At 61.3% G+C, this 11936-nt stretch carries 11 protein-coding genes; 5 read left to right on the plus strand and 6 right to left on the minus strand.

Annotated features, from left to right (window positions below; genetic code table 11):
* Nucleotide 1: 1 nt before the first annotated feature.
* Complete coding sequence (locus AC3A4M_RS11450; protein WP_498735855.1) at nucleotides 2–1033, plus strand: sugar ABC transporter substrate-binding protein; 1032 nt, start codon at nucleotides 2–4, stop codon at nucleotides 1031–1033.
* Between the two features lie 147 nt (nucleotides 1034–1180).
* The gene (locus AC3A4M_RS11455) at nucleotides 1181–2203 is read left to right on the plus strand and encodes a Gfo/Idh/MocA family oxidoreductase (RefSeq protein ID WP_498735856.1); all 1023 of its coding nucleotides are present in this window, start codon (nucleotides 1181–1183) and stop codon (nucleotides 2201–2203) included.
* Nucleotides 2204–2274: 71 nt separating this feature from the next.
* On the opposite strand, the gene AC3A4M_RS11460 is transcribed toward AC3A4M_RS11455, so the two are convergent.
* The 3 genes from AC3A4M_RS11460 to AC3A4M_RS11470 all read right to left on the minus strand — a co-directional run bounded on the left by AC3A4M_RS11460 (nucleotide 2275) and on the right by AC3A4M_RS11470 (nucleotide 5798).
* The gene (locus tag AC3A4M_RS11460) at nucleotides 2275–3576 is read right to left on the minus strand and encodes a multidrug effflux MFS transporter (protein WP_498735857.1); all 1302 of its coding nucleotides are present in this window, start codon (nucleotides 3574–3576) and stop codon (nucleotides 2275–2277) included.
* Between the two features lie 141 nt (nucleotides 3577–3717).
* Nucleotides 3718–5289, minus strand: coding sequence for a 4-hydroxyphenylacetate 3-hydroxylase N-terminal domain-containing protein (locus AC3A4M_RS11465; RefSeq protein WP_498735858.1), 1572 nt, complete (start codon nucleotides 5287–5289; stop codon nucleotides 3718–3720).
* A complete protein-coding gene (locus AC3A4M_RS11470; RefSeq protein ID WP_498735859.1) occupies nucleotides 5286–5798 on the minus strand; it encodes a flavin reductase family protein in 513 nt (170 codons plus the stop codon). The genes AC3A4M_RS11465 and AC3A4M_RS11470 overlap by 4 nt, the downstream gene beginning before the upstream one ends.
* 206 nt (nucleotides 5799–6004) lie before the next feature.
* On the opposite strand from AC3A4M_RS11470, the gene AC3A4M_RS11475 reads away from it, so the two are divergent.
* On the plus strand, nucleotides 6005–6565 hold the full coding sequence (locus tag AC3A4M_RS11475; protein ID WP_498735860.1) for a TetR/AcrR family transcriptional regulator: 561 nt from the start codon (nucleotides 6005–6007) through the stop codon (nucleotides 6563–6565).
* Between the two features lie 85 nt (nucleotides 6566–6650).
* On the opposite strand, the gene AC3A4M_RS11480 is transcribed toward AC3A4M_RS11475, so the two are convergent.
* Both AC3A4M_RS11480 and AC3A4M_RS11485 read right to left on the minus strand, forming a co-directional pair.
* Complete coding sequence (locus AC3A4M_RS11480) at nucleotides 6651–7688, minus strand: hypothetical protein (RefSeq protein ID WP_498735861.1); 1038 nt, start codon at nucleotides 7686–7688, stop codon at nucleotides 6651–6653.
* Nucleotides 7689–7707: 19 nt separating this feature from the next.
* Nucleotides 7708–9081 (minus strand): APC family permease, encoded by a 1374-nt coding sequence (locus AC3A4M_RS11485; protein ID WP_498735862.1) that lies wholly within the window; start codon nucleotides 9079–9081, stop codon nucleotides 7708–7710.
* 410 nt (nucleotides 9082–9491) lie between these two features.
* Here AC3A4M_RS11485 and AC3A4M_RS11490 point away from each other — a divergent pair, with 410 nt between their 5' ends.
* Complete coding sequence (locus tag AC3A4M_RS11490) at nucleotides 9492–10604, plus strand: aminomethyl transferase family protein (RefSeq protein ID WP_498735863.1); 1113 nt, start codon at nucleotides 9492–9494, stop codon at nucleotides 10602–10604.
* A 104-nt stretch (nucleotides 10605–10708) separates the two neighbouring features.
* Here the strand turns inward: AC3A4M_RS11490 and AC3A4M_RS11495 are convergent, their stop codons facing one another.
* Nucleotides 10709–11278 carry a helix-turn-helix domain-containing protein gene (locus AC3A4M_RS11495; RefSeq protein ID WP_498735864.1) on the minus strand — a complete coding sequence of 190 codons (570 nt, stop codon included), beginning with the start codon at nucleotides 11276–11278 and terminating at the stop codon, nucleotides 10709–10711.
* A gap of 137 nt (nucleotides 11279–11415) precedes the next feature.
* Between AC3A4M_RS11495 and AC3A4M_RS11500 the strand changes: the two genes are divergently transcribed.
* The gene (locus AC3A4M_RS11500; protein ID WP_498735865.1) at nucleotides 11416–11658 is read left to right on the plus strand and encodes a hypothetical protein; all 243 of its coding nucleotides are present in this window, start codon (nucleotides 11416–11418) and stop codon (nucleotides 11656–11658) included.
* Nucleotides 11659–11936 lie beyond the last annotated feature (278 nt).

Genomic DNA, 11936 nt, shown 5'->3' on the forward strand with positions numbered 1-11936 from the left:
CGTGAGAAACAGATCCGTCACGCGCCCCGCGGTACTAGCAGCCGGTGCACTAGCCATAGGCCTGGCAGCCGTCGGTTGCTCGTCCTCATCCGCCGGAAATGCCGATGCCCAGAACACTTCCGCCGGTGACGTTGAACTCGCCTACCTCGTAGGCCATATCTCCGACTTCACGCAGGCACAGCTAGCTGGCATCGAACGTGCGGCCGAGGAGCGGGGTGCGAACGTCACGATCTTCGATGCCGAAGACTCGTCGGCGGAGACCCAGGACAAACTCTGCCAGGATATTATTGCGGCCGGCCGTTATGATTCGCTGGTCATTGATGCCTCGAACGGACAAACTCTTACCGTCTGTGCTGAGGACGCCATCGCTGCAGGCATTCAGGTCGTCTCCGCTTGGACGGCGCTCGGACCTGATCCCAAGAGCACAGAAATTCAGGTCGAGGGGCAGGCCGGCGGCGTTGTGCTGAACCCCGAAGAGTACTACGGGCAGATGTTCGATGTCGTCGTCGATGCCTGCGAGGGAATCGACCCCTGCAAGGTCGTCTCGGTCATCGGCTTCAAGGGCTACACTCCTGAGAACATCCGTGTGGAGTCCTGGGAGCAGCGTGCCAAGGAACATTCGAACATCCATTTCGCGGCATGGGGCGAGGATTCATACGATGCTGCAACGGCTGTAGCCAACGGTGGGGACCTCTTGAGGGCGAACATGGACGCTGATGTTTACACGGGCTCAGGCGACACAACGACCGTTGCCATGATTCCGGTGCTTGAAGAGCTGGGTCTCACCGATCAGGTAAAGCTCATCGGTGACGGGGCGAGTAAGCGAGGCCTCGCAGCAATTGAGTCAGGCGACATGTTCGGCACCATTCCGCTGTTCCCGAACGAGCTCGGATATCAGGCTGCACTCAGGGCTATCGACGCAGCTGAGGGCAAGGAGATCGAGCAGCCCGCACTGAACGTCAACGATATCTTCCCGGAGCTTCCACGCATCATCACCAAGGAAAACGCCAACCTCTTCACCCCGGAATGGTGAGAGCAGAGGCTAGGGCCTGAAACCCATGATGCACCCCAGCCGCCGGCGGATCCCGGCGGCTGGGGTGCACTCACGCTAGGAGTGCTTCGGACTCCTCCAGAACAAACAGGACAAGTAAAGCAAAATCGTTCGAGCGAAGGAGCAGAAGTGACGATCAAGGTTGCAGTGTACGGAGTGGGAACCATGGGCGCGGAGGTCGCGAGAATGCTCTTGGAGCGCGACGTCCGGATCGTAGCAGCGATTGCCCGGAGTCCTCAAAAGGTGGGAAGGGATCTGGGCGAGGTCATTGGTATTGACCGTGAGGTCGGCGTAGTAGTGACTGCCAATGCTGACGAGGCGCTGGCGCAAACTCGCCCCGACGTGGTCGTGCTGACGTTGAACAGCTTCCTGGCAGATCATGCCCCCTATGTGGAGCGTGCCGTCCGCGCTGGTGCCAACGTCATTACGATCGCGGAGGAGGCCACTCACCCCTGGCGCACCACTCCCGGCGAGACTGCAAGGCTCGATGCGCTCGCGAAGGAGCACGGGGTTTCGATTTTCGGAGGTGGCCACGAGGACGCCTTCTGGGTCGGCCTCGGTGTCCAATTGGCCGGTGTCGCGCACCGAATCGACTCGATTCGCTGGGAATCCATTTGGAACCCCGACACCTGCGGTCCCGAGATCCTCGCATCAATGGGGATCGGGAATGAGGCTCCGGCTAGTACAACAACTGTGGACTGGGAGGAGAACATGTCACATCCTCCGTTCGCCCTCCCCGCCCTTGACTCGGTCGCAGACCATCTCGGTCTCCCAGACGCCCCGCGCACGGTGACGACAGAGTACATTCTGGCCGATACCCCGACATGGTCTTGGGCACTTAACCGCAAGATTGAAGTTGACCAAGTCATCGGTCTGCGTGACGTTGTGCGACGCGAACCGGCGAACCCCGGCGAGCCCCTGCTCGAGTTCGGGGTCGCAGGTATCCTTGCGCCGGGGATCCATAATAGCGGCGAGAGCTGGGAAATTAAGGGTATACCGTCGCTGAGCATGCGCACGTCTTTCTCGGAAGGCTCGGCTCAGGTGACCAGCCAAGTGGTGAATCGCTTGAGCGACGTCGTCGCCGCAGCGCCCGGTTGGGTGAAACACTCCGACTTGCCCGCAATCCGGTTCCAGGGCATGTGGCGCGTGTAGGTTCGGACAGTTCGATGGCGGGGTGGGTTGAGAGCAGCCCGCCCCGCCGTTGGTCTTTTATCTACCGGTGCTCAGTGACCCGCCCCCGCCCCCGCCCCTCGGCGCTGGCGGATGGCGGCCCATCCGCCGGCTGCCGCCAGCAGTGCACAGGCGAGCATGCCGACGCCCAGCGATATCTGCAGGTCCGCGCCGCCCAGCCCGACCAACGGCGCAGCAGCGGCGCCGATCAAGTATTCCGCGGCACCGATCACCGCCACTGCGGTACCTGCCGCGCCCGAGACCTCTTCCACTGCCAGTGCGGTGCCGTTGCCGAGGACGAACCCCAAACTGCTAACGATCAGGAAGAACAGCAGCACCGTGGCCGCAAGACCCGCAAGGTCGGTGAACACCATGACGGCGTAAAGCGCCGAGGCGGCCAACATCAGCACCAGTCCCAGCATCATCACGGCCGCCGGCCTGAAGCGGTTGACGAGCTTGGCACTGATCAGGCTGGCAACGGCGAGGCCGCCGGAATTGACGGCAAAAATGACGGAGAACCAGCCCGTGCCCAAGCCGTAGGTCTCCTGCAAAATGAATGGGGAAGCCGCAATGTAGCAAAACATCGCTCCCAACCCGCAACCCACTGCGAGGCAATAGCCGAGGTAAGCACGGTTCAGCAGTACCGTCCGGGTCAGAGAGATCAGCTCAGCCACTCCCCCGGCCCGCCGCTGGTCCTTTGGCAGGCTTTCGTGGATAAACAGCAGCGCCAGGAGCCACAGCAGCACGCTCAGGATGGTCAGGACCCAGAACACTCCACGCCACCCAAGGAGCGGCACCACCGCTCCCCCAGCCAAGGGAGCAAGGATCGGGGCGAGGCCTTGGATGGCCATCATCAGAGAAAACAAGCGTGCGGCTTGGCGTCCCGACGCACGATCGGCCAGCACAGCCCGGGCCAAAACTACCCCTGCAGCGCCAGAGGCCCCTTGCAGGAAGCGGGCGGCGATCAGCGCCTCCACTGTTGGGGCCATAGCGCACAGCGCCGTGGCAAGAGCGCAGAGCGCTGAGCCGGCCAGCAACAATTTACGGCGGCCGAACTGGTCCGACAACGGTCCAATGACCAATTGGCCGCCTGCGAGCCCGATCATAAAGGCCGTCAAGGTCAGCTGCACGGCGAACGGCGGAGCGTTAAGCTCGCCGGCCAGCTCGGGGAACCCGGGAAGGTACATGTCGATGGCCAACTGCGGCACCGCTGACACTGCCGCCAATACCATCACAAGGAATGCCGACGGCGGAACCTTCAGGGACGGGGAATCGGCAGTGGTACTGCCGGACAGCATCGGATCGCCGTCCCGGGCGGGGTGTCCCACGTCGGGAAGCATGGAGTCTCTGGCCATGTCGGGTTTCCTGTTCTGCTCAAAACATGAGGACGACGGCGGTGCCCTCCCCAGGTGGGAAATCCACCAAGAGTGGGCACCGCCGTCGTTAGCCGTTAATCAGGTGTCCGCCCGAAGCGGGGCGCCTACTGGCCAATTGGCTCAACGCTGGCTGATGAAGTTCACGTCATCCGGCGAGATGAATCTATCGCTGGTCCAGCCATTTAGGTCGTATTGATCCATGCACTTTTCCACGAGGGACCGTGCATGATCGAGGGTGCCGTCTTGCTGTGCCGATTCATTGAGCGACAGGTGACACAATTCCGGCTGGCCCCAATAGTTGTGCTCGTACAGTTCGTGCCGGCTGCCAAACTCTGAGCCGATCGAGTCCCACAGCAGTTTCATGGTCTTGGACCGGTCCACAGCCGTCTTGCCGTTGGAGCCGCGCAGGAAGCGATCCAGGTACGGGCGCATTTCAGGAGTCTGGAAGTCCACCGCGTTCGAGTTCAGGTAAATCAGTCCGGAGGCCACCACCGTCTCAATGATTTCGCGGATGCGCCGGTTCATGGACGAGGCCATGGACGCGTAGGCCCAGCCATAAGCCCGGTTGGGGACCAGATCATCGCCCCAGCCCTGGGTGGCGTTCTCGATCATGCCGTCACGCATCGCGTTGACGGCATGGCGGTAGCCGATCACTTCACCCAAGGCAGCCTGCACGCCGCGGAACTGGCCGGCACCTGTGATCTCCAGCGCCTTGCTCAGTGCGCCAACAAAGAAGTCAAGCTTGACGCCGAAGCGGGTGGACGCCTGGAGAACAGCGCGGCCTTCCCAGCCGGACACGGTGTCGAATTCGGCCATCCGTTGCGTATCGTAGATCAGCACGTTCTCCCACGGAATCAGCGCCTGATCGAAGATCAGCACGGCGTCGTTCTCGTCCAGCCGCGAGGAGAGCGGGTAATCGAAGGGGCTGGCTGCCCGGGCCGCCGTTGATTCGTAGGAGGCTCGGGAGAACATCTTCACGCCCTTGCCGTTGGTCGGAGCAATGAAGGTAACGGCGAGGGACTTGTCCTTCAGCGGGGCACCGGCGTGGGAGACGTAGACGTACTGGGTGGTCGGGGAACCGGTGGCAACCACCTTGGCTCCACTGACGATGATGCCCCGGTCAGTTTCCCGTTCCACATGGACGTAAACGTCCTTGACTTCCTCGGCGGGGCGGGAGCGGTCCACCGGCGGATTCACGATGGCGTGGCCGATGTGCAGCACGCGTTCCTGGGTTTCCTTGTACCAGTAGCGGGCATTGTCCGCGAACTCGCCGAAATACTCGGGATTGGCGCCCAGCCCCGTGATCAGCGAGGCTTTGTAGTCCGGGGAGCGGCCCATCCAGCCAAATACAAGTTCCTGCCACGTCCGAATGGCTTCGCGGCTGGCGCGGAGGTCATCCTTGGTGCGGGCATATTTGAAGAACGGATGCGTCAGGCCGCCGTTTCCGGTGTCTGTCGGCGCGGTAGTCAGGTCGCGGGTCTCGGGGTCATGCAGTGCGTCGTACAGCGACGCCAGCGAGCGGGCAGAGTTGCGGAACGCCGGGTGGGTAGTGACGTCGTCAACCCGCTCACCGTAGATCCACACTTCGCGTCCGTCGCGAAGGCTTTCGAGGAACTCGTCGCCCGTCTGCATGCGACCTGTGGTTGCTGCGGCCTCGGGTGCAATACCGGGATTTTCGTTGACTATGGTCACGTGGTGGGTCCTTTCTGGAGGGCGCCGAACTGGCCGGCATGGAAGGTCAGCGGCGCGCCACCGGTGTGGCTGTGGCGGTGCACGTGGCCGATGAACAAAGTGTGGTCTCCGGCCTTGTGGCGGTCCACGATGCTGCAGGACAGGTACCCGACGGCACCGTCAATCATGGCCATGTCGTCCTGCCAAGTGAATTCCGGCAGTGTGTTTCCCGGTTTTCCTGCGAAGTGGGATGCGATGTCCAACTGGTCTTCGCTGAGCACGCTGATGCCGTAGCTCGTGTGGTTGTTGAGATGCCCGTGCATCTTGGTGTGTTCGCCGATCGACACCAGCACCAGGGGCGGGTCGAGGGAGACGGAGACGAATCCGTTGGCCGTCATAGCGTGCACCTCACCGTCCGCACCGACTGTGGTGACGACGACGACTCCGCTGGCAAAGCTTCCCAAGGTCCGGCGGAATTCCATCGGATCAATGGCGGTTTCTTTGATCAATGTTTGCGTACTTTTGTACATACCTGCATGTTAGGCATCTCACAGAGCAAAAAACAAGGCTTTTTGATCTTTTGTTTGGGGAGCCTTGAAAAACGGCCGAACTTCCCCGCCCAGCAGGTGAAAACTTGGGGCGGAGAGAGGGCAGTACTAGCCATTCGCTTGTACATATACTCCCTGACATGCTGCGCCTCGATGCTTCATTCGAAGGACCTATGTACAGTAGGAAGGTGAGCGCATCCCCGACAGTAGGCCGACGCAGGCCCAATGATCCCGCCCGGCGGCAGCGCATCATCGAAGCAGCCGCACGTGTGGTTGCCGAACACGGCGTCGACTCCCTGACGTTCCGTGCTGTCGCGGATGCCGCCAAAGTGCCCTTGGGGTCCACCACGTACTACTTCACGGATAAGGACGATCTGCTGGTCTCCACGATCCGGGTGATCCGTCAGCGCAACGAGAGTTCGTTCCACGAGATTCTCAAGCCCTTGGTTGAGGCACAGGGGCTCGCCCTCGGGTTGGCAGGTCTGATCGAGGAAGTCACCGTCCGCCAGCACCCGCAACTGGTCCTGGAGTACGGGCTGTATCTGAGCACGCTGCACCGGCCTGCCCTGCGCCCGGAGATCCGGGAATGGCGGATGGACCAGGTGGTCGCCCCGTACTGCGACCAGCAGACAGCCTCGCTTCTGGGGTACACGCTTGAAGGCATTCTGCTGCAGTCGGTCATGGAGGATGCCATGTTCTTTGCCTCCGACGTGGAGCCAATACTGCGGCGGATCGTGGATTCTGCGTAGAGGCGCCACCCGGTTCCGCCGGAAGCAGACCGGATGGCGCCGTATCAGCCAGTGCCATTCTTAAATATTTCTTTTGACGCGGTGTCTAGGCTTCTGCGGCCTGCACGGCGGGGTGCCGTGCAGGCCTCATCGAGGACCGGTGCCGGAGTTGTGGCAGTGTTTCTGCCCGAAGGTAGCCCGGTGGGGCAGAGAGGACGTCCACGGCCCGGCTGAGAGCGATGCCGGCTGTGCAAACAACACCAGGAAGCGGACTGATGCGCAGGCAGATGGGGTCGGTCAAAGCGGGGGCGAAAACCGTCGCAGATGCGTATTCCTCCTCCCCCGGTTCAAAAATTTTGCCGATGAGGCGTACCTCGATTTCAGGTCCGCCTGCCGTGGTCAGAGAGGTCGTTTCCGCCGTTCCGCTGACCACTCCAGGCGGAAGAACCTGGTTCAGTGCGGCCACGCTGAGTCTGCTCTCCGAGAATGTTGGTTCCAGCCTGATCGTTTCGGACAGGACATCGGTGCCGACGAGTCCGGCGATCATGTGGGCACACTGCCGGGAAATGACGTCCTGCCCTTCGCCGTTGGCGGCCTGAAACTGTGCGGGGGCAACCCCGATCTGCAGGAACGCCAACAGCTCGGCCCCGAATGCGCCAAAGTCACCGGTGCACTCAACTTCAATGCGGGTCGCACCATGCACTATGCCGCCAAGCATGGCAGGGACCTGCGCCATCACCGCCTCATTGATTCCTGTGCCGACCAGCGTGGCACCGCCGGTCCTGGCGGCAGTGTCCAGTTCAGCCGCGACGGCGGCGTCGAAGTCCCACGGATACATGGCGTCTTCGGAGATGGTGACAACGTTGATGCCTGCCTGCAGACACCGTTTCGCCTCACCCAACAGATCGGTAAGCGCAGTCGTCGTAAAGAACAACGCCACATCGGCCAGGCCCGGCTCGGCCCGAAAATCCGCAGATGCCTCCACCCTAATGCCGCAAGCGCCCATCCCGAGCACCTCGCCTAGGTCTTCCCCCACATGGCTCGAGCGGGTGAAGACGCCAACGATGTCCGCGCCCTCCCTAATCAGCGACCGTGCTGCTTCTGCGCCTACGGCCCCGAGCCCAAAAATCAGGTATCTGGGCATACACATTCTGCTCCCCCTCTCAGTCGATGCTCAGCTGCTCGTACTCCGCCCGCCGCCTGGACCGCATGCGAAGTGCGGTGGCCAAACCGGCGGCGAAGAGGATAAACGGCAGCAACTGCAGAAACACCGTGATGGCCACGGGCGCCTCACCGGCCAGCAGCTCGAAGTTGGTATACGTCTGCACCAGGATCACCACCAGCAAGATTGCGGCCAGTCCTGGGGCCACCAAGGTGTTCCACTTCCGGGTATCCGCCTGTGTCCTGTGGAAGAACCTGATCACCGCGATGCTCGTGATGACAAAGAGGATCATGATGCCGATGGTCCCCACCGCGATATGCCACGGGAAAATCTGGAGCACCGGATCCAGGCCGAGTATTGCCCAAGCGGCCACCGCCGCCACCGTCACCAATGACGTCACCACGGCTGCGACATGCGGGGAGTTGTGCTTCTCGTGCACACTGGCCAGCCGCTTAGGGAACAGGCCGGCAATTCCGAGCGAGTGCATGTACCGAGCTATCACGTTCTGAAGGGACAGCACGCAGGCGAACATCGAAATAACCAGGAAGACCCCCACAATGTCTGCGAATACCTTGCCCACGTAGGCGGCTGACGTCACGAGGAACAGGTCGCCGGGATTGGCTTCCGCGGCGGCCAGGAGACCGCTTGCGCCCCATGCCTGAATCAACGACCATAGCGCGAAGACATAGAACGTGCCGGTGCCGATGACGGCGATGTAGGTTGCGCGCGGGATTACACGGTCAGGGTTCTTCGCTTCGTCCCGGTATATGGCAGTGGCCTCGATACCCATAAACACACTGATGCCGAACATAACGGCCAGTCCCAAGGCGCTCGTGAAAATTGTTTCCGGCGCCAGCCATGAGGTCGCGGAAAGCCCCTCCGGGCCACCGCCGCTGAAGAGCACGGCGAGATTGACCACGATGACCAGGGCGGCTTCGATGACGAGCGCAACGGCCAGGACCTTGGCACTGAGGTCGATGCTTCGGTAGCTGAAGAACGCTGTCAGGGCGATGGCAGCCAGAACGTAACCCCACCATGGAATCTGCGGGGCAGTTCCGCCGCTCCAGTTGCTGACCATATCGCCGAGCACGAAGCCCATATAGGCATAGACGGCTATCTGCACACACACGTACGTCAGCATGGCGACAAAAGCGGCGCCGACACCGGCCGGCCGGCTGATGCCCGCAGACACATAGGAGTAGAAGGCACCTGGCTTTTTCACATGGCGCGTCATGGCAGTGAAACCCACCACGAACAGCAGGATGACAAGCGTACCTACCCCGTAAGCGAAGGCGATGCCGGACCCGTTGGTCAGCAAAAGGTTCACCGAGGAAGCTGCCACCACGGTTAATGGAGCGGCTGCCGCGACCACCATGAAGACGATGGAGGCGGTCCCCAATCTGCCGGATAACCGCCGGTGATCTTGCTGTGATGGGCTTTCGGTCAATTCTTGTGACATCAGGCTATGGCCTCTCATTCCGGACGCTGACGGTGGCCGCGGAGCGCGGCCGGTAGGAACGTTGAAAGAACTGTAGGCAACGAATGGCCCGCACCCTATGTTCATTGGTGACAGAGATCACCAGAGCATCTGTGTTTCATGCACTGTCACTATCGTTTCTTTTACGACCGACCCTTTTTCTGCCGCGACAGCCTCAAGCCTAGGGCCAGCACTGTGGCCTATACATTATAGGAGTATGTGTGTCATCGTAAAAGGAGCGAACTTTTTTGATGTGCGGAGCGCGATTCGCGGCAGAAGGCACAGATATGAACAAAGGAACCAGACTCATGAAGACTGACAACCTCTTGCGCACCGCTTTCACCCCGGTGTACGAAAACGACGTGCAGGAATGGGAGGAGGTGATGGGTTACCGTATGCCCACCGCAGTAGCCGGACTGGAAACCGAATACCATGCACTCCGCAATGCGGTCATCGGTCAGGACTATTCAATGCTCTACAAGTGGTTCGTGGAAGGACCGGACGCGCGCACTGCCGTCGACCGGCTCTTTTCACGCGATGTCCACGCTCTTGACGTCGGACGCATCGCCTACGGCGTGATCGTCGCCGAGGACGGCGGCATGGTGGACGATGTGACCGTCAGCGTGCTGAACGCAGAAACGGTTCTCGTCCAAGGCGGTAACCCCGCCGTGCTGGATGCGCTCAGGGCGGCGGCTCCGGCGGGAACCACTGTCGGCGACCGGCGGAACCTGTTGGCCGTTTTGGCAGTGCAAGGCCCGAACAGCCGTGAGTTGCTCCAGCGGCTGACCGACGTGGACCTGGGCAACGCGGCGTTCCCGTACTACTCGCTGCTCACCGACGTTAAGCTTGCCGGCGTGCCGGCCACGGTCTTCCGGCTCGGATTCACCGCCGAACTCGGCTACGAGGTGATGGTCGGCGCCGAAAATGCGGCCGCACTTTACGAGGCTGTCTTCGCCCAGGGCGATCTTGGGATTACCCCCTTTGCGGGCGGAACCCTCATGGTTGCGCGCATTGAGGCCGGGCTGATGCTGGCTGATGTCGATTACAACGAGGACATCACCCCGTTCGAGTGCCGCCTCGGTTGGACAGTCGATCTTGAGAAAGCCCCGTACCGCGGCCAGGATGCATTGCGTGAGCGTAAAGGCAATGCTCCATTGCGGGTCGTGAGCGTCGTTTCAGATGCACCCGCCCAGTCATTGGACGGAGCGGCATTGATCGCTGATGGACGCGAAATCGGCACGGTCACCATGGCTGTCTCGTCACCGGCCCTCGACGGGACCACGCTTGGCCTTGCCCGTATTGCCAAAGAATTCGCACCTGTTGGAACCCGCCTGAGCGCTTACGTCGACGGTGATGAAGTTGGCGTGGAAGTACGCCCCACCCCTGTATACGACCCGGAACGCCTGCGGGTCAGAAGCTAAGACCCATCCAGTCGGGGCTCATCTCAAGTGGTAGTCAGCCCGGCTACCGGGCCCGACACTTCCAACCGGGATTCAGCGCAGGCCGGATCCTTTTCGGCCTGCGATTATTCCTTGAAGGCTGCGGCGCGGGGGAAGGTGTGCACGATCCACACAGACGAGTCGCCGTTCTCCGCCTGCCAGCGGTGCGTACGATCGGCCGGATAGGTCGCGTAGTCCCCCTCGGCCAAAAGTACCTCGTGGCCGACCGGTCCAAGGCGAATCTTGCCGCTGCGGACGAAAACATGTTCCCTGGCACCGGCACCATGCGAAGCGGACACTTCACCAACGCCGTCCTTGAAAACCTGAGCATGGATTTCCAGTGTGCCGGCCCCGATTATCTGGCTCCGCAGAACATGGCCGAACGAGGCTGCGTCAGAAATGTCCTCACCCTCACCGTCATGGACGACCTCAACAGGCGCCCGCTCCGGCAGCGCAATGAGGTCGGGCACGGACACGTCGAAAGTGCGGGCGATTGCCAGCATGGTATCCAGAGTCGGGTTGGTTTGGCCCCGCTCGACTTTGAACAAGGTTGCCTTTGCCACTCCCGACCGCTCACCTAGTTCCGACAGGGACAGTCCGTGGGTTTCACGCAGACGTCGGACGTTGGCCGCAAGCGCCTCGATGTGCTCGTTCATGCCGTCCATTTCTATTCGCCCTGATGCTCTGCTGAGACCGCTACCGGCCACGGTATTTTATTGGAAGACCGCAGTTCTTATAGTAAACGACGAGTTTGGTATGCCGTCTGCGGCTCCCTCGAGAAAGGCAATTCACCATGACCGATAACACAAGCAACACCGTCGGCTCTACCGAGCTCCGACTCGGCGACCGGGTCGACGTTCACGGGAAGGAACCCACCCGCTACAGCGGATACGTGGAGGACATCATGCCGCAAATGAAAATTCTGTGGGTTCGGGACGAGGGAACTGGAGAACGCAAAATGCTCTCCACCGAGGAGTGCCACATCTCCCGGTCCGAGACCCAGTCCGATCAGCCCCAGCTCGAAGTCGGGCACTAACGGATCAGCCTTGCCCCCCCTGATCTCGAGCCTAATGAAGGTTTTCCTACCATCCTCTGCAAATGGGTCAGGAAGCCGACCGGGTCTCACCCCGACGATGAAGAACACCCACACATGGCTGCCATGACAATCATGACCCTGCCCGCTACCCTATTAAGCCGTCCCGTAAGCCGGTCCCCCACCAGACGCACCCATCGCTGACTAGCAGTCTCGAGGAAGCTGTTTGGACGCCGTCCATATAGATCGACCGGTGAACTGGCCGGTGACGGGGAGTTATG

The sequence above is a fragment of the Arthrobacter sp. Soil_C_60 genome (assembly GCF_057656375.1).